24 protein-coding genes are annotated in these 24,751 nt (G+C 68.7%); 10 read left to right on the forward strand and 14 right to left on the reverse strand.

Features of this window, described 5'->3' with window-relative positions:
• Nucleotides 1-41 precede the first annotated feature (41 nt).
• Nucleotides 42-614, forward strand: a complete 573-nt coding sequence (locus tag OCU_RS35405) for a TetR/AcrR family transcriptional regulator C-terminal domain-containing protein (protein ID WP_008255757.1) — start codon at nucleotides 42-44, stop codon at nucleotides 612-614.
• Entirely contained in the window at nucleotides 611-1,867 is a 1,257-nt protein-coding gene (locus OCU_RS35410; RefSeq protein ID WP_014379880.1) for a cytochrome P450, read from the forward strand. Before OCU_RS35405 ends, OCU_RS35410 begins: the two co-directional genes overlap by 4 nt.
• A gap of 1 nt (nucleotide 1,868) precedes the next feature.
• Here the strand turns inward: OCU_RS35410 and OCU_RS35415 are convergent, their stop codons facing one another.
• The 6 genes from OCU_RS35415 to OCU_RS35440 form a co-directional block, all read right to left on the reverse strand.
• Nucleotides 1,869-2,717 (reverse strand): sulfurtransferase, encoded by an 849-nt coding sequence (locus tag OCU_RS35415; RefSeq protein ID WP_009952265.1) that lies wholly within the window; start codon nucleotides 2,715-2,717, stop codon nucleotides 1,869-1,871.
• 58 nt (nucleotides 2,718-2,775) lie between these two features.
• Complete coding sequence (locus tag OCU_RS35420; RefSeq protein ID WP_009952263.1) at nucleotides 2,776-3,915, reverse strand: glycosyltransferase; 1,140 nt, start codon at nucleotides 3,913-3,915, stop codon at nucleotides 2,776-2,778.
• A gap of 89 nt (nucleotides 3,916-4,004) precedes the next feature.
• Nucleotides 4,005-5,531 carry an FAD-dependent monooxygenase gene (locus OCU_RS35425; RefSeq protein ID WP_009952262.1) on the reverse strand — a complete coding sequence of 509 codons (1,527 nt, stop codon included), beginning with the start codon at nucleotides 5,529-5,531 and terminating at the stop codon, nucleotides 4,005-4,007.
• The gene (locus tag OCU_RS35430) at nucleotides 5,524-6,156 is read right to left on the reverse strand and encodes a TetR/AcrR family transcriptional regulator (RefSeq protein ID WP_009952261.1); all 633 of its coding nucleotides are present in this window, start codon (nucleotides 6,154-6,156) and stop codon (nucleotides 5,524-5,526) included. Before OCU_RS35430 ends, OCU_RS35425 begins: the two co-directional genes overlap by 8 nt.
• A gap of 209 nt (nucleotides 6,157-6,365) precedes the next feature.
• Nucleotides 6,366-7,544, reverse strand: a complete 1,179-nt coding sequence (locus tag OCU_RS35435; protein WP_009952259.1) for an AAA family ATPase — start codon at nucleotides 7,542-7,544, stop codon at nucleotides 6,366-6,368.
• Nucleotides 7,545-7,577: 33 nt separating this feature from the next.
• Nucleotides 7,578-9,182 carry a Na+/H+ antiporter gene (locus tag OCU_RS35440; protein WP_014379881.1) on the reverse strand — a complete coding sequence of 535 codons (1,605 nt, stop codon included), beginning with the start codon at nucleotides 9,180-9,182 and terminating at the stop codon, nucleotides 7,578-7,580.
• Between the two features lie 147 nt (nucleotides 9,183-9,329).
• On the opposite strand from OCU_RS35440, the gene OCU_RS35445 reads away from it, so the two are divergent.
• A complete protein-coding gene (locus OCU_RS35445; protein WP_020415603.1) occupies nucleotides 9,330-9,764 on the forward strand; it encodes a protease inhibitor I42 family protein in 435 nt (144 codons plus the stop codon).
• A gap of 19 nt (nucleotides 9,765-9,783) precedes the next feature.
• On the opposite strand, the gene OCU_RS35450 is transcribed toward OCU_RS35445, so the two are convergent.
• Both OCU_RS35450 and fdxA read right to left on the reverse strand, forming a co-directional pair.
• Nucleotides 9,784-11,058 (reverse strand): alpha/beta hydrolase, encoded by a 1,275-nt coding sequence (locus tag OCU_RS35450; protein WP_014379884.1) that lies wholly within the window; start codon nucleotides 11,056-11,058, stop codon nucleotides 9,784-9,786.
• Nucleotides 11,059-11,102: 44 nt separating this feature from the next.
• Entirely contained in the window at nucleotides 11,103-11,429 is a 327-nt protein-coding gene (gene fdxA / locus OCU_RS35455; protein ID WP_008255784.1) for a ferredoxin, read from the reverse strand.
• A 224-nt stretch (nucleotides 11,430-11,653) separates the two neighbouring features.
• Between fdxA and OCU_RS35460 the strand changes: the two genes are divergently transcribed.
• Nucleotides 11,654-12,595 carry a LysR family transcriptional regulator gene (locus OCU_RS35460; RefSeq protein WP_014379885.1) on the forward strand — a complete coding sequence of 314 codons (942 nt, stop codon included), beginning with the start codon at nucleotides 11,654-11,656 and terminating at the stop codon, nucleotides 12,593-12,595.
• A 102-nt stretch (nucleotides 12,596-12,697) separates the two neighbouring features.
• Here OCU_RS35460 and OCU_RS35465 read toward each other — a convergent pair whose 3' ends face one another.
• Both OCU_RS35465 and OCU_RS35470 read right to left on the reverse strand, forming a co-directional pair.
• Nucleotides 12,698-13,414, reverse strand: coding sequence for a sirohydrochlorin chelatase (locus OCU_RS35465; RefSeq protein WP_014379886.1), 717 nt, complete (start codon nucleotides 13,412-13,414; stop codon nucleotides 12,698-12,700).
• Nucleotides 13,411-15,078, reverse strand: coding sequence for a nitrite/sulfite reductase (locus OCU_RS35470; RefSeq protein ID WP_014379887.1), 1,668 nt, complete (start codon nucleotides 15,076-15,078; stop codon nucleotides 13,411-13,413). Before OCU_RS35470 ends, OCU_RS35465 begins: the two co-directional genes overlap by 4 nt.
• A gap of 291 nt (nucleotides 15,079-15,369) precedes the next feature.
• Between OCU_RS35470 and trxB the strand changes: the two genes are divergently transcribed.
• Nucleotides 15,370-16,362 (forward strand): thioredoxin-disulfide reductase, encoded by a 993-nt coding sequence (gene trxB, locus OCU_RS35475; RefSeq protein WP_014379888.1) that lies wholly within the window; start codon nucleotides 15,370-15,372, stop codon nucleotides 16,360-16,362.
• 3 nt (nucleotides 16,363-16,365) lie between these two features.
• Here the strand turns inward: trxB and OCU_RS35480 are convergent, their stop codons facing one another.
• Nucleotides 16,366-17,676: a cytochrome P450 gene (locus OCU_RS35480; RefSeq protein WP_041787045.1), complete on the reverse strand. Its 1,311-nt coding sequence runs from the start codon at nucleotides 17,674-17,676 to the stop codon at nucleotides 16,366-16,368.
• 120 nt (nucleotides 17,677-17,796) lie between these two features.
• On the opposite strand from OCU_RS35480, the gene OCU_RS35485 reads away from it, so the two are divergent.
• Entirely contained in the window at nucleotides 17,797-18,462 is a 666-nt protein-coding gene (locus OCU_RS35485) for a TetR/AcrR family transcriptional regulator (protein WP_014379890.1), read from the forward strand.
• Nucleotides 18,463-18,721: 259 nt separating this feature from the next.
• On the opposite strand, the gene OCU_RS35490 is transcribed toward OCU_RS35485, so the two are convergent.
• Nucleotides 18,722-19,306 carry a TetR/AcrR family transcriptional regulator gene (locus tag OCU_RS35490; protein ID WP_041787046.1) on the reverse strand — a complete coding sequence of 195 codons (585 nt, stop codon included), beginning with the start codon at nucleotides 19,304-19,306 and terminating at the stop codon, nucleotides 18,722-18,724.
• A gap of 85 nt (nucleotides 19,307-19,391) precedes the next feature.
• Between OCU_RS35490 and OCU_RS35495 the strand changes: the two genes are divergently transcribed.
• Together OCU_RS35495 and OCU_RS35500 are read left to right on the forward strand one after the other, a co-directional pair.
• Nucleotides 19,392-19,793 (forward strand): nitroreductase family deazaflavin-dependent oxidoreductase, encoded by a 402-nt coding sequence (locus tag OCU_RS35495; RefSeq protein WP_009952240.1) that lies wholly within the window; start codon nucleotides 19,392-19,394, stop codon nucleotides 19,791-19,793.
• A gap of 2 nt (nucleotides 19,794-19,795) precedes the next feature.
• Nucleotides 19,796-20,449 carry a carboxymuconolactone decarboxylase family protein gene (locus OCU_RS35500; RefSeq protein ID WP_014379892.1) on the forward strand — a complete coding sequence of 218 codons (654 nt, stop codon included), beginning with the start codon at nucleotides 19,796-19,798 and terminating at the stop codon, nucleotides 20,447-20,449.
• Nucleotides 20,450-20,462: 13 nt separating this feature from the next.
• Here OCU_RS35500 and OCU_RS35505 read toward each other — a convergent pair whose 3' ends face one another.
• On the reverse strand, nucleotides 20,463-21,848 hold the full coding sequence (locus OCU_RS35505) for an FAD-binding oxidoreductase (RefSeq protein ID WP_009952242.1): 1,386 nt from the start codon (nucleotides 21,846-21,848) through the stop codon (nucleotides 20,463-20,465).
• 187 nt (nucleotides 21,849-22,035) lie between these two features.
• Here OCU_RS35505 and OCU_RS35510 point away from each other — a divergent pair, with 187 nt between their 5' ends.
• Nucleotides 22,036-23,517: a serine/threonine-protein kinase gene (locus tag OCU_RS35510; RefSeq protein WP_009952243.1), complete on the forward strand. Its 1,482-nt coding sequence runs from the start codon at nucleotides 22,036-22,038 to the stop codon at nucleotides 23,515-23,517.
• A 73-nt stretch (nucleotides 23,518-23,590) separates the two neighbouring features.
• On the opposite strand, the gene OCU_RS35515 is transcribed toward OCU_RS35510, so the two are convergent.
• Nucleotides 23,591-24,082, reverse strand: coding sequence for a DUF1707 domain-containing protein (locus OCU_RS35515; RefSeq protein WP_014379893.1), 492 nt, complete (start codon nucleotides 24,080-24,082; stop codon nucleotides 23,591-23,593).
• Between the two features lie 69 nt (nucleotides 24,083-24,151).
• On the opposite strand from OCU_RS35515, the gene OCU_RS35520 reads away from it, so the two are divergent.
• The gene (locus OCU_RS35520) at nucleotides 24,152-24,748 is read left to right on the forward strand and encodes a TetR/AcrR family transcriptional regulator (RefSeq protein WP_009954492.1); all 597 of its coding nucleotides are present in this window, start codon (nucleotides 24,152-24,154) and stop codon (nucleotides 24,746-24,748) included.
• Nucleotides 24,749-24,751: the final 3 nt, after the last annotated feature.

Here is a 24,751-nt window from a genome sequence, read left to right on the forward strand (position 1 = left end):
GGCGGGAGTCGAACCGCCGCCGTGGGTAAGCGGGTGCCGCGATGACGGCCGCGGTGCGCCGGCCCTATGGCGAACTCGACCGCGCCCGCGTGGTGACCTCACTGCGCGACCTGGCCCGCCGCGTCGGTGTGCAGGGCGTGACGATGCGCGAGCTGGCCGCCGAACTCGGCGCCGCGGTGCCCTCGGTCTACTACCACGTGCCGGGCAAGCAGGCGGCCCTGGACCTGCTCGCCGAATCCGTGCTGGCCGAGATCCCCGTCGTCGAGACCGGGTCCTGGGACACCCGGCTGGCCGAACTCTATTGCGCGGCCCGTGAAGTGATCCTGTCGGTGCCGGGCATCGCGGGCGTCCTGCAAGCGGGCGGCGGAGGCGACTCCGCCCGTCGGCTCGACAAGCTCAGCCGTACGTTGCTCGCCGAGGCGGGCCTCACCAAACCGGTTGCGGCGGCGGCCCACTCGGTGCTGTACACCTACCTGCTGGGTTCGGTGAGCCTGCAGGAGACGCGGCCCGCCCACCGCGGCAAGCGTCAGGCCGCCAACCACTTTCGCGCCGGCCTCGAGGTGATCATCGCCGGGATCGGGGCCTCGCGACCGGACGGATCGGCGCCGTCGTGAGCATTGCCAAACCCACGCTGGTGAAATCCCTGGTCCCGCAGAACCTGGACACCGCCGCCGACCGCGACGCGGCCGCCGTGCTCGATCCCGACACCTTCGTCACCGGCGCACCGTACGACGCGATGACGAGGCTGCGCGCCACCTCGCCGGTGCACCCGGTGCAGCTGCCCGGGCTGCCCAGGTCGTGGCTGTTGACCAAACACGCCGACGTGCGCCTGGTCAGCCGCGACACCGACACCTTCACCAGCAGCAAGGGCAACACACTGGTGGAGGCCGAGGCCGGGCCGAACTCGGCGATGCTGCCCGGCATCGATCCGCCCCGTCACGTCCACTTCCGCAAGCTGATCAACCAGGGCTTCACCGTCCGCAACGTGCAGCGGCTGGAGCCGCGGATGCGGCTCGTAACCCGCGACATCGTCGACACCATCATCGACAAGGGCGAATTCGACGCCGTGACAGACATTTCCGCCGAGATGTCGCTGCAGGTGATCGCCGACGTGCTCGGCGTTCCCGCCGAGGACCGGATGAACGTCTTCCGCTGGAGCAACGCCATCGGAAGCCTGGGCATCGAAGATCCCGACTACGCCCCCACGCCGGAAGCACTGGGCCAGGCCGCGGCCGAAATGTTCGCCTACTGCGGGGAATTGGTGGAGCATCGCCGCAAGCACGGCCTCACCGACGACATCTTGTCGGCGCTGCTCGCCGCGGAGGTCGACGGCGAAAAGCTCAACCGCGACCAACTCAACGAGTTCTTCCTACTGCTGGCCATCGCCGGCAACGAAACGACCCGCAACACGTTGAGCCACGGCATCTTGGCGCTCGCCGAGCACCCCGAGCAACAGGCGCAGCTCGCCCGCGATCCCGCGGCGATCAAGCCCGCGGTGGAAGAGCTGTTGCGCTGGGCGACCCCGGTGATGCACTTCCGGCGCACCGTGGTCCGCGACGTCGAGATCCGCGGGCAGCGAATCCCTTGTGGCGACTGGGTGCTGATGCACTACCTGTCCGCCAACCGCGACGAGGAGGTCTTCGACCGGCCGGACCAGTTCGACGTCACCCGCCCCGACGCCGGCCACGCCGCGTTCGGGGGCGGGGGAGTGCACTTCTGCCTCGGCGCACAACTGGCCCGGCTCGAACTGCGCGTCATGCTCGAAGAACTCTATGCGAACGTGCCCGGCCTGGCCGTCACCGGACCGCCGGACCGGCTGCGCTCGTCGTTCTTCCACGGCATCAAAAGACTGCCGTGCACAACGTGATTCAGCCGCGTTCCACCGGGCGGGACGGATCCGAACTCCACTCCGACCACGACCCGGGATACAAGGCGGCCTCTCGGCCCAGCGCGGCGAGCGCCGCGATCGCGACCGTGGCGGTGACGCCCGAGCCGCAGTAGGCCCCCACCGTGTCGTGACGCTCGATCCCTTGATCGCACAACAATCGGGCGACCGAGTCGTCGTCGAGGAAGGTGCCGTCGGCCGCCAAGACGGCGACACTGGGAAGGTTCTTGGCGCCGGGAATGTGGCCCGCGGCGGCGTCGAGGGGTTCCACGTCGCCGCGGTAGCGCTCCGGCGCTCGCGCATCGAGTAGCGGCACCGAGCCCTCGGCCACCCGCTCGACCGTCAGAGTCGGAAGGCTTCCGGCATACAGATCATCGTGCGGCACAGCCACATTGCCGGGCGCCGGTTCGACGGGGCCGGTCTCGAGGCGGTAGCCGGCCGCGCGCCACGCGGCCAAACCGCCGTCGAGGATGCGGACGTTGTCCAGTCCGGCCGCGGTCAGCACCCACCATGCGCGCGCGGAACCGGCCCGATTCCAGTCGTCGTAGGTCACCACCAGCGCGTCCTGCCGGACTCCCCAGCGGCGCGCGGCGACCTCCAGGTCGCGGCCCGACGGCAGGGGGTGACGGCCCCGCCCGGAAATCGAGTGGTCGCTGAGTTCGTCCTCGAGCGAGACGTACACCGCGCCCGGTATGTGCCCCTCCAGGTACGCCGCGCGCCCGTCGGTTTCGTCGATCCTCCACCGCACGTCCAGGACGCTCACCGGATCGCCGGCGTCGATGACGCCGGCTAACTCGGTGGCGCTGATCAACACCCGATCGCGTGCTTGCACTGGCCCCTCCTTGTCGTCTGCATCGAGACTAGCCAGGCGAATGGCACGGTGTGAGCGGCTATGCGGTCCGTTCGGAGGCGCCGCCGGTAGAGGTGGGCGCGCCCATCGACGCGAGCATCCCGGCCGCCGCCCGGTGCCAGGTGAAATCCTCGGCGCGGCGCCGCGCGGCGACGCGGCGCTGGTGTTCGGGTCGGCCCACGATGGAGCTGACCGCGGCCGCGATGGCGGCCGGGTCGTTGTCGGCCGCCGCGCCGCTGTCGGGCGTGATGATCTCGGTCAGCGCGGACGTGCGAGAGACCACGGCCGGTGTTCCGCACGCCAGCGACTCCAGCGCGGCCAGCCCGAAGGTCTCATGCGGGCCCGGGGCCAGCGTCACGTCGGCCGAGGCCAGCAGCTGCGCCACGACCTCGCGATCGGAGACGAAACCGGTGAAGTCGATCGGTAGGCGCGCGGCCTGGCGCTGCAGCCGGGACCGCAACGGGCCCTCGCCCACGACCACGAGCCGCGCGTCGACGCCCGCGTGGCGCAAGGCGCCGAGCGCGTCGATGCTGCGGTCGACACGTTTTTCCACCGAGAGCCGACCGCAATGGACCAGCAGCAGCTGCGTCGGCGCCGCCCAGCGCCGGCGCACCAGATGCGAGTGGCGGCTCGGATGGAACGTCTGCAGATCCACGCCCAGCGGGATTGTGACGGTATTGCCGGCGTCGATCCGGTCGAACTCCTCGCGGGCGAAAGCGGTGGTGCACACCACGGTGTCGTAGTTCGCGGCGGTGCGTGCGTTGGCCACATCGGCGAACTTCCGCGCGGCCCGGCGCGGAAGCACCTGGCCCACAAGGCGATCCAGGCGCTCATGGGAGATCATCAGCGTGGTGACACCGTGGTCGCGGCCCCACCGGCCCAGCGATCGCAGCGTGAGCCGGTCCGACACCTCCAGCGCGTCGGGCCGCAACGCCGCCAGGAGGGCCTTGACGGGACCCGGCATCACCGCGCGGTAGCCGCCGGTGAAGGGAATCAGCCTGGCGGGCAGGGTGATTCGGACCACGCCGGTGTAGAGCTGGACGTGCCCGGCGCGCCGTCCGGGAACGATCAAGAAGACCTCGTGACCGCCCGCGCAGTATTCGGCGCCCAGCCGGTCGATCGCGGTGCGAAGGCCGCCGGAGCGAGGGCCGTAGAAATTGGCGACCTGTACAACGCGCATAACGCGAGGACACGCGGTGCGCGTGTGCGCACATCAATGCCGAACCGACGCGCGCCTGAACACTGTATGAATTTCGCTCGCGGGTGCCGCTATCCGTTGGCCGGCGGCCCGAACCAGCGCCGCAACGCCGCGCGCAGCGCCTCTTGGTGAGTGCTGCCGAATTCGTCGGCCGCCCAGGCCACATAGCCGTCCGGCCGAATCAACATCGCCGCGGCGGGGCGCTTGGCGGTACTTGCGGTGACGACGTCGACCCGCGCGGCCCAGCCTTGCGCCGCGTTCGCGACGGCGCCGCCGAGGTCGAGCACGACCGGACGGCCATCGTGGAGTACGTCGGCCACCCGTCGGCCGTCATCGAGACTCAGGTCGGGCACCAAGTGGCCCGACAGCGGGTGCTCGTCGCCCACGTCGTAGCGCACGTCGGAGCCCGCCAGCAGCGCCGCCATGTGCCTTTGTGCGTCCGGGAAGGTGAACAGCTCGCCCAACAGCGTTCGCAGCGCGGCGACTTCGGGTCCCGGCGCCATCAGCGCGATCTGGGACAGCGAGTGCATCATGACGCGCTGGCCGACCGGATGGCGCTCGGACTGGTAGGTGTCGAGCAGTCCGGCCGGCGCCGTTCCGTTGATCTCGGCGGCCAGCTTCCAGCCCAGGTTCATGGTGTCCTGCAACCCCAGGTTCAGGCCCGGGCCGCCCATCGCGCTGTGCACGTGCGCGGCGTCGCCGAGCAGCAGGACGCGGCCGACGCGGTAGCGTTCGGCATGCCGGGTGTTTTGTCCGTTGATGCGCCGAAGCGCGTGGGGCCCGGGGCCTTTCGGCTCCTCGAACGGAACGTCGACACCCAGCACCCGGCGTGCGCTCTCGCGCAACTCGGCCAGACTCATCGGCACCTCGTCCACCGGCGGGCCGAATTCGATGGTCCCGAGCAGCGCGCGGCCCGGCTCGAATTCGGCATAGATCATTCCGCCCCGGTCGAAGCGGCTGTGCCCGAAGCGAAGCGGACCGAATCCCGGAACCTCGATGCTGGCGATCTCCGGGCGGCGGTACTGGTCGGGAATGTGCACGTGGGCCAGCCGAGCGACCATCGGTGAGGTGGTGCCGGGAAAGTCGATGCCCAGGGACTTGCGCACCAGGCTGCGCCCGCCGTCCGCGCCGACCGCGTAACCGGCGGCGATGGCGTAGTCGCGTTCTTGCGACGCGACGCTCAGCGCGACGGACTCGGCCCCCGGCACGATCCCGACGAGTTCGTGGCCCCAGCGCACATCCACGCCGAGGTCGCGGGCGCGCTTCTCCAGCAGCCGCACGAGCCGGGGCTGGGGCATGAGCATCGCGTACATCGGGTTGTCGCGGCCCTCGGGGAAGATCAGCGGCATCGCCGCGAACATCCATCCCGGGCTGGGCCGCGGTGGGCACTCGTCACCGGTGAAGTCCCGATACATCCCGCGCATGTCGAGCATCCGAACGACCTGTCCGACAAGGCCGTTGGCCTTCGGCTCGGGGCTGGGGCCGGGCAGGGCGTCCAGCACGACGGGCCTGATGCCGGCCAGCGCCAGCTCGCAGGCCAGCATCAGCCCGTTGGGGCCGGCGCCGGCGACGACGACGTCGGCGTGTTCGTCAGCCATGGGCTGCCTTCTTTCTGGTGGGTTCCGGTAGCCCCGCCTCGACGGCGGCGAAGCCCGAGCGGATCAACGTGGTGATCGCCACCGGGGGGTCGGCCCATGCATAGGCGTCGGCCGCGGCGTCGCCGACGGCCCGCACGACGGACATGACCAGTCGGGGGTACAGGTCATGCTTCGGGTCGGTGCCGGTGCGTTCGGCGACTACGCTGAGGAACTCGTCGAACAGGTTCTGCGGCACCGAGTTTCGAACTTGCGGCTGCATGAGCAGCTTTCGCACCTCGACGAGTTCCTGGCGGCTGGGTGCCCGGTTCTCGTCGCCGTAGACGTCGCCGAAGTCGTCCTCCAAGGGCTCCAGCACGGCGTGGGCGATCGCCGTCCAGAGCGGCTCGTCGGCGGGACGCTCCCGGAGCAATGCGACGCTGCGACGCAGGCGTTCGGCTTGCCGGTAGGCCAGCGCCTCGTATTTGCCGCTGAAGTAGTTGTTGAACGTGCGCAGTGAGACGCCCGCCATGTTGGCGACGTCTTCGCGCGTCACGTTGTCCAGCCCGCGCTCGAAAGCAAGGCGCAGCGCGGCATCGCTGAGCGCGCGCCGGGTGTCGGCCTTTTTGCGTTCGCGCAGTCCGGACATAGCGGCCACCGTACGCAAAAGATGCCCAGTAGGCAATATTGCCCGGTAGGCAGTTTTTCGTCGAGTGTGCACTGAGGGCTTTCGGAGTGAAGCCACGGCGGCGACACGCCGGTGAAGCCCGCCCAGGTTTAACCCGCAACGCCCAGGATTCACACTCGGCGCGAAGACGGGGCGAACGCCGCAGAGAGAGCACGCCAAGCCAAGCGCGCTTAGCGCGCGCCCCAATCCCACCGCGGGGTCGTGATCAGGGTCTGGCCGCCGATGCGCGTTTCACCCCAGTCCTTGTACAGCTCGATCTCGATGGCACCGTCGGAGCCTTCGGCCATCGGCGCCGCGTCCAGAAATTCCAGCAGGACGCGCGAATGCGTGACCACCACAACCTGGGTCTTGGCGGCGGTGGTACGGATCAGCGACGCCAGCGGCGCCACCAGGTCCGGGTGCAGCGAGGTCTCCGGCTCGTTGAGCACCATCAGCGAGGGCGGTTGCGGGCTCAGCAGCGCGGCGGCCCACAGCAGGAAACGCAGTGTGCCATCGGATAACTCGGCGGCGCGCAACGCGCGCAGCATGCCGCGCTGTCGCAGCTGAAGGTCGAACAGCCCGTCGTGGATGGCCACCGAGAGGGTGGCGCCGTCGAACGCCTCGGCGACGGCGCGGCCCAGATCGTCGAACCCCGCTTCGAGGATGGTCTGGATCGCGGCCGCGAGGTCGCTGCCGTCGTCGGAGAGCACCGGGGTGCGGGTGCCGACCTGCGGGTGCCGCGCGGGCGCCCCGCCGTCGACGCGGAAGCCGTCGTAGAACCGCCACCCGCGCAGCCGTTCTCGCACGGCCGCGAGCTCGGGAAGCGCGTGCGGGTGGGCGTATTCGGCCAGCACGCTGTGATACGACGGCAGCGATCGCGACAGCTCGTCGAAACCGCCGCCCGAGTCCGCGCGGGCCTCGGCGAACACCCGCGACCGGCGCACCAGCGTCGTACTTGGCCGCAGCACCGGGCCGGCGAACAACACTTCCCGTTTGATCTCCGGATCGCGGGCGAACACCGACTTTCCGGCGGACTGCGGGATGCCCAGGTCCACCAGATATCCGAAATCGTCCGCGGCGAAGCCCATTTCGAGCGACACGGGCCGGGTGCGCACCGTGCCCTCGGTCTTGCCGGTGCGTCGGGTCCCGGCCACCTGCTCGGGGCCGGCCCACAGCACCGACTGCAGCCCGCCCTCTCGGGCGAGCGACCCGATCACCTCGCCGCGCCCGCAGTCGGCCAGCAGCCGCAGCGCGCGATACAGCGACGACTTGCCGGATCCGTTGGCGCCGGTGATCACCGACAGCCGGCCCAGCGGCAGGATCACCTCGCGCAGCGAGCGATATCCGCGGATCGCGACGGTCTGCAGCATGCGGCCGACTGTACGGTCGGCCACCGACTGGCCCTAGTCGCCCTCGTCCTCGTCGGCCGCGGCGGCGAGGAGCTGTACCTCCTCGAGATCCATCTCGTTCTGCAGCTCGCGCAGCACGATGTCGTCGATGAGATTTTGGTTGCGCAGCGCGGTGATTTCCCGGCGCTTGTGCTCGAGCACGCCCAGGCGCACCTGGCGGACCTTCTCGCGGCCCTTGAGGATGCGGTGGTCGGTCGACCCGTCCTCGGTGGCCAGCACCAGCGCGGCCTTTTCCTCGTATTCGGTTTGCAGCCGCCGGCGCAGGTCGTCGCTGATGCCGACCTCGTCGGCGACCGTCGGCAGCGCGGCGAGCGCGGCCTGGGACCCCCGACAACGAGCCAGTTGCAGTTCCTCGGCGTGGGTGGCGTCCTCGGGCATTTTCGCCCATCGGACCACGGCCGGCAGGGTGCTGCCCTGGACCAGGACGGTCACCAAGATGACGACGGTCACGATGAAGATCAACAGGCTGCGGTCCGGGAAGGGCGCGCCGCTCAGCGTCGTCATCGGCACGGCGACCGCGGCGGCCAGCGATACGGCCCCACGGAACCCCGCCCAGACGGTGACGAAGCGCTGGCGCCAGTTGACCCGACGTTCGCGTTGGACCTGACGCCGGTCGATCAGCCGGATCAGCAGCGTGGTGATCTCGCCCCAGAAGATGCGCGACACGATCACGACGGCGGTGACCACCAGCGCGACGAACAACGCGTGGCGAATTCCGCCGTCGACGCCGGCGATGCCGCGCAGCGCGCCGGGGATCTGGACGCCGACGAACACCCAGAGCGAGCCGTTGAGCAGGAAGGTCGCGATGTCCCAGAAGGCCGAGGATTGCAGTCGCGAGCGGGCCCGGATGACCACGGGTCCGGCGTAGGCCAGGACGAGCGCGGAGACCATCACCGCGACCACCCCGCTGCACTCCATCGATTGCGCGAGCAAGAACGCCGCGAACGGCGTCACCAGGCTCAGCGCCCCCTCCTCCTGGGGCGCGTCGATTCGCTTGCGCAGCAGCGTGACCGCGCCGCCGACGAGCAGTCCGGCGGCGATGCCGCCGAGGTAGGAGCCGATGAACCGGGCCGTCACCTCGGGTGGGCTGATCGCGGCCCCGCCGATCGCGACGTGGACGCTGACGGCGAACAAGACCAGGGCGGTGCCGTCATTGATAAGACTCTCGGCCTTCAGCACGGTCAGCGCCCGGCGTGGCAGCTTCTTCGCGAGGCCGGCGACCGCGGCCGCGTCGGTGGGCGAGAGCACCGCGCCCAGGACGCCCGCCGCGTGCGGATTCATGCCCAGCGCCCGCGCCGTCCACGACACCGCGACCGCGGTCGCGATCACCAGGGCGACGCTGAGGAACACGATGATGCGCGCGTTGGCCCGGATCTCGCGGAAGCTGGTGTTCAGGCCCTCCCAGTACAGGATCGCGGGAAGAAACAGCAGCAACACGATTTCGCCGTTGACCCGCACATGACCGAAATGGGGGACCAGACCCAGCAGCACGCCCATCAAGATGAGCAGCACCGGGGGACCCACGCGATAGCGCCGCCCGATGACCGTCCCCACGATGACGGTGGACACCAGGGCGACGATCAGTTCGAGGCCAAACACCAGCCCATCCTGCCGGATGACACGGTCGGTGGCTGCGCGGGCCGCCCGACGTCTGACGGCCCGCCGGGTCACGCACGATGGCGTCGGCGCCTATCTTCGGTCTGGATCAGACCGATAGGCTCCGGAGCGGAATTGAAGGGGGATCTGGTGAAGGTGAGGCTGCTGGCAACAGTCGCCGTGCTCATGTTGTCGTCGGTGGTGGGCTGCCACTTCGCGTCCAGGAATCCGCCGTCGACCAAGACCCTCCAGGTCCCGATGACCAAAGTGCTGACCCAGAGCGAGATCAACCAGAGCATCACCCTCGACGTCGGCAACACGTTGGTCGTGGAATTGGGTTCGAACTACACCACGCCCTACCGGTGGACGCCCGACACCAAGATCGGCGACTCGGCGATCATCAGGCAGCTCAGTCACGAGTTCGTGCCGCCGGCCTCCGATGCCTTGGGGGCGCCGGGCACCGAGACGTGGACGTTCGCGGCCATGAGGCCGGGGACCACCACCATCGTCGCGACGTACAACAGCTTTGTGGAGAAGGACGCCAAGCCGGGGTGCGTCTATACGCTGACCGTGACCGTGCGATAAGTCCTTGTGGCGTCAGCGGTTACGCGACGGCGACCTGGCGCTGTCGGGCGTAGATCTCGGCGAGGAATTGCTCGACGGCCACCGCGGTGTGCGCGGCGCGCACCGAGCCGAAGATGTCGAAAGCGTGTTGGGTGAAAGGTAATTCGGCGTAGAGCACCGGCTGCGCGCTGGTTTGACGCAGCTTTTCGACGAAGGTGCGCGCCTGTTCGACGTAGGCCAGCGAGTCGTTGCGGCCGTGCAGGACGAAGAACGGCGGGGCGTCGGCATGGATGTGGTTGACCGGCGACGCGGTTTCGAACGTCTGTCGGTGGGTCGCGGGCTTTTGTTTGATGATCGACTTGATCAGCAGTCCGGGCATCATCGGGTGCAGCGACTTGTCGAACCGGGTGAAGTCGTAGATGCCGTAGAACGGCACGGCCGCCTGCACGCGGGTGTCGACGTCTTCGAAGCCCGGCTGGAATTGCGGGTCGTTTGGGGTGAGCGCGGCCAGCGACGACAAATGGCCGCCGGCCGAGCCGCCGGTGATGGCGATGAAGTCGGGGTCGCCGCCGTACTCGGCGATGTGTTGCTTGACCCAGGCGAGGGCGCGCTTGACGTCGACGATGTGGTCGGGCCAGGTATTGCGCGGGCTGTGCCGGTAGTTGATCGCCACGCAGATCCAGCCGAGTTCGGCGAGGTGGCTCATCAGCGGATGCGCTTGTCCGCGTTTGTTTCCCGTCGTCCAGGCGCCGCCGGGGATCTGGAACAGCACCGGGGCCTTGCCGGCCGGATCGAGGTCGGGGCGCCGCCAGATGTCCAGGCGGTTGGCGCCGCCGAATTCGCCGTAGCTGATGTTGGAGTCGTGGGCGTAGTCGCGGTAGATCCGCAGCATCCGTAGGAGTCCGGGCGTCTTGGCGGTGCCGCTGCCGCTCGGCCGGCGCCACAGGCTCGCCGACTCGGTGAGCCGGTCGGCTCCCAGCCCGCTGTCCAACGCCTCGGTCAGCGGCACGTTGGCGCGATGGCCGGCGCGGCTCAGGTTGAGCAGGCCGAGCGCCGAGAGCCCGGCGACCAACCATGCCGTGATGCGCACGGGCCGCGTCAGGCGCCGTGCCGTCAGGGCCAGCCCGCCGAGCTGGCTGACCAGCGTCTGCAGCGGCAACTCGGTGACGATGAGCCCGACCATCCACGAGTACAGCGACGGGTAGCCGCCGCGCGCCAGGGGGCGGTAGGCGTTGAGTGTGGACGCCGCGGTCACCACGGTGACCGCTAGCGACCCGACTTGCCGGGTGAGGTGGATGATTCGAGCTGTCCGCATTGCCTCACCTTACGAAACGGGTGGATTCGTCTCGGATTAGCAGGCTACGACGCCTCTGCCCTGCTCTCGAGGTTCTTCACCGGGGCGGGGTCGTTCTCGGTCAGCCCGACCTTCGCGGCTCCGCCGGGCGAGCCGAGCTCGGCGAAGAAGTCGGCGTTGATCTGCAGGTATCCGCTGTGCTCGTCGGGCAGGTCGTCCTCGTAGAAGATCGACTCGACCGGGCACACCGGCTCGCAGGCGCCGCAGTCCACGCACTCGTCGGGGTGGATGTAGAGCATCCGGGCGCCCTCGTAGATGCAGTCGACGGGGCATTCCTCGATGCATGCCTTGTCTTTGATGTCGACGCAGGGTTCGGCGATCACGTAGGCCACGAATGTTGTCCTTCCGTCTGGCTAGCGGGGTCAGCCGGCTGCGGGCCGCAGCAACTCGGTCAGGCTGGCTAATTTAGCGCGGCGGCATCCGCGCGGCTCACCGGCCCTTTCGGGCGGCAATGTTTCCCATGCTTCCGGCCCGCGCGGGGCGTGAGTAGAGGTTTGGCGTTGTGGTGTCACAAGCTATAGTTGTGGTCACACGATTTGATTGTGAGCGCTGCACCATGCCACTCAGCCCGCGGCTGCCCGAACTGGCCTCGTTCGAGGCGTTTTTGGCGATCGCCGAGACGGGCAGCCTCGGCCGGGCCGCGCGCGAGCTGGGGCTGACCCAGCAGGCGATCTCCCGGCGCCTGGCCACCATGGAGGCCCAGATCGGCGTCACCCTGGCCGTCCGGACCACGCGCGGCTCGCAACTGACACCCGCGGGCCTGATCGTCGCGGACTGGGCGACTCGCCTGCTCGACGTCGCCCACGAGGTCGACGCCGGGCTGGGCTCGCTGCGCAAGGAAGGCCGCGAACGCATCCGGGTGTCGGCCAGCCAGACGATCTCCGAGCAACTCATGCCGCACTGGTTGCTGTCCCTGCAGGCCGATGCGGCGCGGCGCGGCGACACCGCGCCGCAGGTCATCCTGACCGCCACCAACAGTGACCACGCGATCGCCTCGGTGCGCGACGGCTCCGCCGACCTCGGGTTCGTCGAAAACCCCGGTACACCAAAGGGTTTGGGCAGCTGCGTGGTGGGGGAGGACGAGCTGGTGATCGTCGTCCCGCCGGACCATAAGTGGGCCCGACGGTCGCGGATCGTGACCGCGCGCGAACTCGCGCAGACGCCGTTGGTGTCCCGCGAACTCCATTCCGGCATCCGCGATTCGCTGGCGGCGGCGCTGCGCCAGGTGCTCGGGGAGGACATGCAGCAAGCCGCACCCGTGCTGGAGTTGACCTCGTCGGCGGCGATGCGCGCCGCCGTCCTGGCCGGCGCGGGCCCGGCGGCGATGAGCCGGCTGGCGGTGGCCGACGACCTGGCGGTCGGGCGTCTGTACGCGGTCCACATCCCAAAGCTGGATCTGCGCCGCAAGTTTCGGGCCATCTGGGTCGGCGGGCGTACTCCGCCGGCCGGGGCGATCCGCGACCTGTTGAGTCACATCATCAACCGCACGACGGCGTAGGACGCTTGGCCGAGCGTGGAGTTGTTGCGGCGTCTCCGGGCGTTTTGCCGCAACAACTCGACGTTCGGCGGGAAGGGAAGGGGCGGCGCGGGCGGGAAAAGCTCAGGCCGCGGCGTCGGCGGCCAGCGCCTCGTCGTAGCGGTCGAGGACGGTCTCGGCAACCAGCGGGTGCGCGCCCAGCGGGGAGGCCATCCGAATGCCGTTGTCGCGGGCGAAGGTTGACACGCCGTCGGTGATGAATCCCGGCGCCAAGAACCACGGCGCGATCACCAGCCGGCGCGCGCCGCGGCGGCGCAACTGGTCGGCGGCCCGGGCCACCGACGCCTCGGGCCGGGTGGCGAACGCCGTTGCGGCGCCGGCCCATCGGGTGCCGGCGGCCAGCCGCGACGCCACCTTCGCGGTGCGGGCATTGGCGGCCAGGTTCGACGAGCCGATCGCGACGACCAGCACCCCGAGGTCGTCGTCGAGGGGCGACACGCCGATCTCGGTCAGACGCTCGCGCAGGACGGTGACCAGTCGGTCGTCCTCGCCGAGCACGTCGGCCTGCCGGATGCCCTGAGCGCCGGCGTGGGCGATCTGTTCGGGGATGTCCAGGCGCGCGTGATAAGCGCTGGCCAGCAGCAACGGGGCCACGACGGCGCGGCGGCTGTCGGGCAGGCCGGCCAGCACGTCGACGAAGTTCGGGGCGTTGAGCTCGAGGAACGCCAGCCGCACGTCGAGGCCCGGCCGCATCCGCCTCAGGCGGTCGGCCACGGCTTCGGCGTTGGCACCCGACCGGGGGTCGCGGCTGCCGTGCGCGGTGAGGACGAGCGTGCTCACCGCAGGTCGTCCTCCTCGGCGCGCAGCGCCCAGGACGCGAAAGCCTCACCGCTGTCACGCTTTTCGAGGTACTTGCGGGTCACCCGGTCGATGTAGTCGCCCAGCTCGGCGCTGGTGACCTTGTGCTGGCGCAGTTTTCGGCCGAAGCCGCTCTGCTCACCCAGGCCGCCGCCCAGGTGCACCTGGAAGCCCTCGACCGAATTGCCGTCACCGTCGTCGATCCACTGGCCCTTGAACCCGATGTCGGCGACCTGGATTCGGGCGCACGAGTTCGGGCAGCCGTTGAGGTGCACGCTGATCGGCGCGTCCAGCCGCGACTCGACGTCGGCCAGGCGCTGCTCGAGCTCGGGCACCAAAGTCTGGGTGCGGACCCGGGTTTCGGCGAACGACAGCTTGCAGTACTCAATCCCGGTGCACGCCATGGTGTTCTTGCGCCACGACGACGGCCGCGACGGCAACCCGAGCGCGTCCAGCCCCGCCACCAGTTCGTCGACCTTGTCGTCGGCGACGTCGAGGATGACCAGCTTTTGGAACGGGGTCCATCGCGCCCGGTCGGAGCCGGCCTTTTCCATCAGGTCGGCCACGGCCGACAGGGTGCTGCCCGACACGCGTCCGGCGATCGGCGCGACGCCAACGGCGTTGAGGCCGTTCTTGATTCGCTGCACGCCGACGTGGTCGATGGTGTGCTTGACGGGCGTGGGGGCCGGGCCGTCGATTAGCCGGCGGTTGAGGTATTCCTCTTCGAGGACTTCGCGGAATTTCTCGACGCCCCAGTCCTTGACCAAGAACTTCAACCGGGCCTTGGCGCGCAGCCGGCGGTAGCCGTAGTCGCGGAACAGCTGGGTGACGGCCTCCCAGACGTCGGGCACCTCGTTCAGCGGAACCCAGACGCCGAGCCGCTGGGCCAGCATCGGGTTGGTCGACAGGCCGCCGCCCACCCACAGGTCCAGGCCGGGGCCGTGTTCGGGGTGGTGGACGCCGACGAACGCGATGTCGTGCGTTTCGTGGGAGACGTCCTGCAGACCGGAGACCGCGGTCTTGTACTTGCGCGGCAGGTTGGCGTACTCGGGGTTGTTCAGCGAGCGGCGGACGATCTCGTCGATCGCGGCCGACGGGTCGAGCACCTCGTCGAGCGAGTCGCCGGCCAGCGGCGAACCGTGGATGCCGCGCGGGCAGTCGCCGCAGGCCTCGGTGGTCTGCAGCCCGACGGAGTCGAGGCGCCGCCAGATCTCGGGGACGTCCTCGATGCGGACCCAGTGCAGTTGGAGGTTTTCGCGGTCGCTGATGTCGGCGGTGTCGCGGGCGAATTCGGTCGAAATCTGGCCCAGCGTGCGCATCGTGTGCGCCGTCATCGCCTTGCCGTCCGAGCGGACCCGCATCATGAAGTACTTGGCTTCGATCTTGTCGGTGTTCTCGTCGCCGGTCCAGCTGCCGTCGTAGCCCTGCTCGCGCTGGGTGTAGAGGCCCATCCAGCGGAACCGTCCGCGCAGGTCGGACTTGTCGATGCTGTCGAAGCCCTGCTTGGAGTAGACGTTGATGATGCGGTCGCGGACGTTCAGCGGACCGTCGTCGTTCTTGATCTTCTCGGTGTCGTTGAGGGGTTCGCGATCCCCCAGCGCCCACTGACCCTCGTTGCGGGTCTTGACGGGACGTGCGGTGGTCATATGCGTTGCTCCTTCGCGAACTTCGTCGCGGCGGCTCAGATTGGCGGCGTGCGGCCGGAGGCGGGCTGCGGGCCTTCTCGGCTACCGGGCATTCGCGATGATGTTGGGTCTGTGGGCACCCGCAGGTTCGTCATTGGACCCACGGGGCGCGATTTCCATAGTGCACGAGTCGCGCCGGCGTCAGTAGAGGTCACATGTTGTGAGGGCACAACCTCGCGTTGTGTGCGCCGCTTCACGGCGTTGCGTTGACGGCCAGAGGGATTGGCCGGACTCACAGTAGTGTGGCCGCTTATGAGCTCCTCCGACATCCATGACGTGATCATTATTGGTTCGGGTCCTGCTGGGTATACCGCGGCGTTGTATGCGGCGCGGGCGCAGTTGGCGCCGGTGGTGTTTGAGGGGACGTCGTTTGGTGGGGCGTTGATGACGACGACCGAGGTGGAGAACTACCCGGGTTTTCGCGACGGGATCATGGGTCCGGAGTTGATGGATCAGATGCGTGAGCAGGCGTTGCGGTTTGGTGCTGATCTGCGGATGGAAGACGTCGAATCGGTGTCGCTGGAGGGTGCGGTGAAGTCGGTGACCACCAGCGAGGGGGACACCGTGCGCGGACGGGCGGTGATTTTGGCGATGGGTGCGGCGGCCCGGTATTTGGGGGTGCCCGGGGAGCAGGAGTTGCTGGGGCGTGGGGTGAGCTCGTGTGCGACCTGTGATGGGTTCTTTTTCAAGGATCAAGACATCGCGGTGATCGGTGGTGGGGATTCGGCGATGGAGGAGGCCACGTTTTTGACCCGGTTTGCCCGCAGTGTGACGTTGGTGCATCGCCGTGAGGAGTTCCGGGCGTCGCGGATCATGTTGGAGCGGGCCCGGGCCAACGACAAGATCACCTTCCTGACCAATAAGGCGGTTGAGGCGGTCGAGGGTGCCGAGACGGTGACGGGGTTGCGGTTGCGTGACACGGTGAGCGGTGCGGAGTCGACGTTGGCGGTGAGCGGGGTGTTCGTGGCGATCGGGCATGACCCGCGTTCGGAGTTGGTGCGCGAGGTGCTCGAGACCGACGCGGACGGGTATGTGTTGGTGCGTGGCCGCACCACCAGTACCTCGATCGAGGGGGTGTTCGCCGCCGGGGATCTGGTGGATCGCACCTACCGCCAAGCCGTGACCGCCGCCGGCAGCGGCTGTTCGGCCGCCATCGACGCCGAACGCTGGCTCGCCGACCACGAGGAAACCGACGTGGACGCGTCCGTGACGCCGGCTATCGGTCGAGAACCGTTGCGTAACTGAGGTTTAGACGGGAAGTTTGGCGGAAGTCGTTCTGCGACCGCCGAGTTGGGCCGGCAGCCTGGTGTATCCGTGCAAGTTGATCAGCCTTCGCGGTTGTGGGGGAGCCGTCAGGCGCAGATCGGGAAAACTCTCGAATAGTGCGCGCAGGGCGGTCGTTCCCTCGATGCGGGCCAGGGCGGCACCGAGGCAGGCGTGGATGCCGGACGCGAACGCGAGGTGGTCGCGCGCGTTGGCCCGGGTGATATCGAAAGTCGTTGGATCGATGAACACCTTCGGGTCGCGGTTGGCGCCGCCGAGGAACAGTCCGACCATGTCGCCCGACGCGATGTGGGCCCCGGCGATTTCGACGTCGCAGTTCGGGGTGCGCGCGGTCATCTGAACCGGACTGGCGAACCGCAGGATCTCCTCGACCGCGGAGGGCCAAAGGTCCGGATTGTCGTGCAGCAGCGCCAACTGCTCGGGGTGCTGCAGCAACAGCACGATGCCGTTGCCGATCAGGTTCACCGTCGTCTCGAAGCCCGCGCCGACGATCAGCGCGGCGTTGGCGGTGAGTTCGCGATCGGTCAGCGAGCCGTCGGCGGCCATGCGGCCGAACGGATTGTCGCTCTTCTGGCCGGCGCGCAGTCTGTGGAGGTGCTCGAGCAGGTAATCGTCGGCGCCGCGCAGCCCGTCGATGGCGTCGCGGTAGGTCTTCCAGTCGATCCCGATATCCAGCAACGGGGAACCGCTGCGGCCCCACCCCAGCATGCGCGGATACGAATCAGGCGGCAGGTCAAGGATTTCGGCGATAATAGCGACCGGCAGTTGCATCGCGAAGTCGGCGATCAAATCGGGCGGCGGTGTGGCGGCGATGCGCTCGATCAACTCCATCGTCACTTCGGCGACCCGGGTGTCCAGTGAGTCGATCGCGCGCGGGGTGAAGCTTTGTGCCACCAGTTGCCGGTAGCGGGTGTGATCGGGCGGATTCACGATCACCATCGCGGGTGGTTCGACCGGGTTGGCCACGCCGGGGTCGGTTTTGGCGATGAGCGCCTTCAGCGGGCGGGGCAATTCCATCTCGCTGGGCGCGGTGACACCAAAGCGCTTGTCCCGCAGAATTTGTCGACACACGGCATGGTCGACACTGGCCCACACGTACGGGGAGCGCACCACGGGTCCGCGCGCCCGGATCTGCTCCATCAGGGCATAGCGGTCATCGGCCGTTCCGCTGCGCAGCAGCCGCGCCAGGGGGTCGCCGCGGCGGGCCTGAACGGCGAAGTACGCCCGCGGCACGCCGTGCATGGCCGCCCACCGGGCCCTGAGTCCGACACGCATACGGATCCCTCCCGGAACCTCAACTCCGCTTGCACCCTGCGATACAATGAGACCCTAAATGTCTCGCCTGTTCCGATCGCTACGATACGACGACCGCGACGAGCGGGCAAGGAGGGATGCGTGACCTCGACGCGAACGGCGGAGTTCGTGCGGCGACTCACCGAGCCCGATCCCGTCGTGCTTGCGCAGGTCGACAACCCCGACGAGATCACCGCCCGCATCCTGGCCGCCACCGCCGAACAGGCCGAGCTGGTGGGGATGCGCCGGACCACCATGGAAGATGTCGCGCGGCGCAGCGGCGTCGGGCGCGCCACCCTGTATCGGCGGTTCCCGACCAAGGCGGCGCTCGTCGATGCCGTCGTGCTGGCCGAGGCGCGCCGCTTCCTCGAGGGCGACGCGCAGGCCTGGGCGCGTGGCACGACACTCGAAGAGCGCATGGTCTACAGCACGCTGTTCTCGGTGACGTTCATGCGCGAACACGCCTTGCTCAAGAAGCTGCTCCGCACCGAGCCCGAAACGATTCTGCCCAGCCTGACCATCGACGCGGGCGCCATTCTCGACTTCGCCACCGCGCACGCCATGGGGCTGCTGCGCGCCGCGCTCTACGGCACGTCGAAAACCACGGCGGCTCAGGAGCGCCACCTGCGCACCGTCGCCGAACTGCACACCCGGCTGACGCTGTCATTCATCGTCACCCCGCACACCGGCATCAACCTGGCCACCATCGACGACACCCGCACCTACGTGCGCAACTACCTGATGCCGATGGTCACCGGGCCGAGCTAGTCGGCTGTCGGTGGCCTGGGGAGTCACATGGCCACTTTCGTCTCTCCGAGAGACGGCATATCTTTTGCCCACCTCCGAGCGACAAACGCGATGCGCGGCAGTGTGTTGTCGCTCGGAGGTGGGCACTTCGTATGGGCGTCCGGACCGCGGTGGCACCGGAATACCGCCCGGCGTCGCACCGGAATACCGCCCGGCGTCGCACCGGAATACCGCCCCGCGTCGGCCCCGGATCACCGGCCCCCGACGCCCCGAGCGCCGTCTAACCCCGCGGCGTGAGATGGGCGGTGACGATCGGGGTGACCCGCGCGATGAGTTCGTCCACCGGAGCGGACGCGATCGGTTCGACCTGCAGGACGTGGCGCAAGTAGGCGATGCCCAGGAGTTGGCCCATGGCCAGATCGACACGCAGTTGCGCATCCGATCCCGTCAGCAGTTTGGCCATCTGCGGATACAGCTGGCCCTGAATGAACTGACGCACCAGGGCGGCCGACTCGTCGTGGGTCGCGGCGCCCCGCAGGATCCCCAGTAGGGAAGCGCGCGAGTCCGGCTGCTCCCATGCTTCGAAGAACACCCGCGTCAGGCGCGCGCCGATTTCCTCGCGATCGCCGCCGGCGATGCGCGCGTTGACCTCGGCCGGGTCGAACGGCCACCCCATAGTGGACCGGAACAGCTCGGCCTTGCTGCCGAAATAGTGCCGGATCAGCGCCGGGTCGACGCCGGCGCCGGCGGCGATATCGCGGACCGAGGTCTTGTCGTATCCCGACTCGGCGAACAGCCGTCGAGCGGTCGCCACGATGTCGTTCCGGGTGTCGGGGTTGCCCGGGCGTCGTCCAATGGGGGGCACAATCCAGAAATTCTACAGCCGTTGACTTCCGGATGCTGCAGCGTTAGCCTGGATCCATAAATTCCCCAAGTGAGGAGTTAAGGAGATGCCAGCACCGCGATGGGTTGCCCGGGCCAACAAGATCGGCCTCAATCGGTTCACCAAGTACATCGCCCCGTGGGCGCCGGGATGGGCAATCGTCGTCCATCGCGGACGTAAATCGGGGCGCACCTTCCGCACCCCGCTGTGGGCTTTCCGCCGCCGCAACGGATTTGTGATCGCGCTGACTTACGGTCCCGAAACCGATTGGGTGCGCAACGTTCTCGCCGCGGGGGGCTGCGAACTGCAGACCCGGCGCCGGCGGTATCAGCTCGGCGCCCCGGTCGTGTTCCGCGACGAGGACGCGACCGACATGCCGGCGTTCATCCGGTTCATGCTGCGCAAGGTGATCAAGGCGCCGGAGTTCCTCCGCCTCGACATCGTGAGCCAATTAGCAACGGCGCGTTGACGATGGACCTGCCGAGCAGCCCGCTGGGGGAGCTGGATCCGCAATTCGAGAAGCTCGGACTCGAGGTGGCCGCGTTCACGTTCGGGCTGCCGGGGACGAGCGTTCGCGAAAAGCTGCTGCAGACCGTGACGCTCGACATCTGCCGCGCCCATCTGGGACTGGCCTTCCGGATGCACGTCACGGCGGCCACGATGCACGGTGTTACCTACGCCGAATTGTTGGCCGCGATCCGGTTCGTCGCCCCGTACTCGGGTTATCCCGCGGCGGCGGACGCGCTGGCCCGTCTCACCGAGATCGCGGCCGAGATCGGATTGGACACAAGCGATCTCGGCGAACAGCCGGAGCCCGGCGCGGTGAACGACGCCGCGGGGCGCCTCGATATCGCCGACGAATGGACCGCCGAATTCGTCGACTGGCAGCTGTCCCGGGCGTGGTCGGAGGACCTGTTGAGCGGGCGCGAGCGCGTCATCATGGCGCTGACCTCCGATGTCGGCCAGCAGGATATCGACGAGTCGATGCGCCGCCACGTCGAACTCGCGCTCGACGCCGGTCTCAGCGCCGACGACGTCCGTGACGTGATTCGCTTCTGCGCCGAGTACGGCATCGGGCGCGCCGCGGCCGCCCTGCGGGCGCTTGACGACGTGCTAGTCGGCTAGGGCGTCTGGCGGATTACGCGTCGCCCGAAGCGAACACGACGTCGGGGTTGAGGATCCCGGCCGGGTCGAAGCCGGCCTTGATGCGGCGCATCAGGTCCACCTTCACGGGATCCTCGAGTTCGACGAAATACGGGGCCTTGGCGCGGCCGAGTCCGTGCTCGCCGGAGATCGCTCCACCCAATTCCATTGCCAGCGCGAAGATGTCGGTCAACAGCTTCTTCCGCGTCGCGGGGTCCGGGCAGAAGATGGCCAGGTGCACGTTGCCGTCGCCGGCGTGCCCGCAGCCCGCCGCGGCGCCGCCGGCCCCCGTCGCCAATTCGCGCGCGGCGGACAGGAACTTCGGCATCGCGCCGCGCGGCACGACGGCGTCGATGAGGTCGTCGGCGTTGAGCGCCTTGAGCGTCCAAAACGCCTTCTCGCGGGCCTCGATCAGCTTGCGCGCCGCGCCGCCGTCGAGCACATAGGCGTCGACGGCACCCAGCTCGGCGAGCAGCTCACCTGTCGTCTCGACATCCTCGTCCAGCCGATCCACGGTCCGGTTCTCAAGCGCCACAACGAGATAGGCCTGGCAGCTGTCGCGGACGTCGTCGGGAACACCGAGCTCCAGGTTCTGGGTATGGACCAGCGCGGCCATCGTCACGTTGTCGATGTATTCCAGGATGTAGGGCGCCAGGCCGCTGGCGAGGATCTTCGGCACCGCCTGCATGACCTGGTCGAAGTCGGCGAACGGCGCGAGCACGGTGGCGCTGTGGTCCAGGCGCGGATGCAGCTTGACGATCACCTCGGTGGCCAGCGCCAGGGTGCCCTCGGAGCCGACGATGAGCTGGGTCAGGTCGTAGCCGGTGGAGACCTTGGCGATCTTGCCGCCGGTGCGGATGATCTCCCCGGTGGGCAGCGCCGCCTGCAAGCCGAGCACGTTGTGGCGGGCGATGCCGTACTTGACCGCGCGCATGCCGCCGGCGTTGGTGCCGACGTTGCCGCCGACGCTGGAGGACAGCTCGCCGGGGTGGACCATGTACCGCAGCCCCGTGCCGGCGGTCGCGGCGTCCAGTGCGGTGAGCGTCACGCCGGGCTGGACGACGGCGACCTGGTTGGTGACGTCGACCTCGAGCACGGCGTTCATGCGCTCGAACGAGATCAGCAGGCCGTCGGCGCGGGGGATCGCCGCGCCCGACAGGCCGGTTCCCGAGCCGCGGGCCGTCACCGGCACGTGGTTTTCCGTGGCGGCCTTGAGCAGTTGTGCCACCTCGTCGGCGGTCGCGGGCTTGGCCAGGTACGCGGGTCGTTGCGGGCGCTTGGTCAGCACCTCGTCGTGTGCGTAGTCGTCGGAGATGGCGTCGCCCGTTAGGATGTGGTGCGCGCCGACGATCGTCGCGAACCGCGTTGTCATGTCGGTCATCGAAGGCCCACCTTCTCCCGTCGGACAGCCACTCACTGTATCGGGGTGTGGGGGACGGCGGCGCACCGTAGTTGCGGGCGGCGCTGCTGTGCGGTTGCGACACGCGTGAGCCTGCGCACGTTATGTCGACGCCCGATTCGGGAACACGCGGGCTGGACTGTCTTCGACGTTGCGAAAGGATTGCACAGTGGCCTCCTCGTCCCGCGGTTCGCGGCTCGGTACCCGGTTCGGGCCGTACGAGCTGCGATCACTGATCGGCGCCGGGGGACTGGGCGAGGTCTATCGGGCCTACGACACGGTTAAGGACCGGATGGTCGCGCTCAAGCTATTACGTGGCGAGACGGCAGCGGACCCTGGCTTCCAGCAACGACTTTGGCGCGAATGCCGCAAGGTGACGCGCCTGCAGGAGCCCCACGTCCTGCCGCTGCATGACTTCGGCGAGATTGACGGGGTGCCGTTCATCGATATGCACCTGGTTGACGACGGGGGCAGCCTCAAGGACCTGCTGCGCGAGCAGGGCGCGCTGGAGCCCTCGCGCGCGGCATCGATCACTGCCCAGGTGGCGCGCGCGTTGGACGCCGCCCACGCCGCCGGGCTGGTGCACCTCGACGTCAAACCCGAAAACATCCTGCTCACCCACGACCACTTCACCTACCTGGCCGACTTCGGCATCGCCGAAGCCGCCGGGGACGAGTCCCTTTCGCGGACCTACATGGCGCCCGAGCGATTCACCACCGGACGCATCGGGTCGCAGACCGACGTCTACTCCTTGGCATGTGTGCTCTACGAGTGCCTCACCGGGCAGCCGCCCTTCGAGACCGAGGACGCCGGGGAGCTGAAGAGCGCGCACCTGCTGTCGCCGGCGCCGAGGCCCAGCATCATGCGCCGCGGCGTCGGCCGGGACTACGACGACATCATCACCCGCGGCATGGCCAAACAGCGCACGGCGCGATTTGACTCGGCCGGTTCACTGGCCCGGGCCGCCAGCGAAGCGGTGTTCGCGGCGTACGAGCCGGTTTCCGTTGGGGCCGGCCAGCTCCCGCTTCCGCGCACCCGTCCGTTCCCGGCGGTCGCGCTTCCGGATACCGGCCCGGGCGACGACGCACCCGAGCCGCCCCCTGCGTCGCCGCGGCCGGCGCGCCGGCTGATGGTAGGCCACGCGCCGCTCGTGGTGACCGCGGTGGCAACGGTCCTGCTGATCGTCGGCCTGGTGTTGTCGGTGAAATCCGTTGTCGGCACGCATCACAACAATTCGGCCTCCCCGGGGCCGTCGTCAGCGCGAGCGGCTGCACCTCCCGCGCCGTCGAGCTCACCGCCGCCGCTGACGCCGACGTTGTCGCGTCCGGTGAAGGGCGCCGACGGGCTGGGGTTCGTCGGCGAGACGGCCCGCTGCGACCCCGGCAACCCGCCGGCCGCCGTGGTGCGCACGGCCAAGTCGCTGGCGGTGGTGTGTCAAAACCTCAGCGGGACTTACTATTATCGCGGCGAGCGGATCCGCGATGGCGCCCACATCGAGCTTTCCAACGCCAAGCCCGTCGAGGACGGATTCGACGTCACCAATCCGGTCGACGGCGTCGTCTACGAGGTCCGCCCGCACCGGCTGCGGATCATTAGCTACGGGCACGTCGATTCGTCGGAACCCGTCCTGCAGTACGCGACGGCGTCGTAATCACTGGGAAGGCAACGTCTTCGGCATACCCGGCCATGCCAACGCGGCGGAAGCCACATGTCTTTCGAACGCGCTAGCGGATGTGATAGCGGATTGCGCACGATCCAGGTGCAAGCACGGCCGAAAGCATTGGTTGCCAACGGCTTTGCTTGAGCCGCGGTATCGACACGGCGTGGCTGGCGAGTCCGATGCCCGCACCCAGGATGGGCCAGATCGGCCAGAAGTAGGTGGCGTCGGTCGTCAGTGCGACGGCCGTCCAGACGCTGAGCACGACGACGACCATGGCGAGGTACGCGGCGAGGTGGGCGCGCACGCCGCGACGGGCCGCGGCGACGCGAGCGGCGCGCCGGCGGGGATCGTGGCGCCGGATGCGATCGACCGGCAGGTCGGCGAGCAGTTCGCGGCGTTCGTGGTCGGTCTGCGTCTGGAAAGCGGCTTGTAGCCGTCGGTCGTACTCGTCGATCTGCAGGTAGCCCTGGGCGAGGGCCTGACCGAGCAGGTCGGCCGTCTTTTCCCGGTCGCGTGTGCCGGCGAGCGTGGATGTGGTGTCAAGCAGATTCGTCATGTCGTCTCCTTGGTCGCCGATGTGAATGCCATTAACATAGTCCTCAATGTTAATGTCGTCAACATGGCTGTGAAGCGGTCGACCGTGCGCCGGCGGGAGAGCTATCACCACGGTGATCTCAAGCGTGCGCTGACCAGCGCGGCGCTGTCGCTGGTGGCCGAGAAGGGGCCGAAAGGGTTCACCCTCACGGAGGCGGCGCGCCGCGCCGGGGTCAGCGCCGCGGCGCCATACCGGCACTTCGCCGACAAGGCCGAGTTGCTGGCCTCCGTCGCCGAACAGGGATTCCGCGAATTGCACGCCGAGTTGGCCGCGGCAGCCGATCGCGTGTCGGATCCGAAGGAACGGGTGACGGAGCTCGGCCGCGCCTACGTGCGGTGGGCCATCGCCCATCCCGATCACTATCAGGTGATGTTCGGGGCGTCGCTGAAGGCCGAGCAGGGCGTTGCGGTGGCCGGCGAGCAGGCGTTCGGGGACCTGCTCGACGCGATCACCCGGTGCCAGGAGGCCGGGATGGTCGCGACTCAGGATCCCCGCGAGGTGGCCGGGCCGCTCTGGTCGCTGGTGCATGGCATCGCGTCGCTGGCGATCGGCGGCCACCTGCGCGCTGTGGGCATTGCCCAGGCTCCCGAGGAACTGGTGGACGGTGTTGTCGCTCAAGCGCTTTGAGCT

The organism is Mycobacterium intracellulare ATCC 13950, from assembly GCF_000277125.1.
In the GTDB taxonomy this organism is placed as follows: Bacteria; Actinomycetota; Actinomycetes; order Mycobacteriales; family Mycobacteriaceae; genus Mycobacterium; species Mycobacterium intracellulare.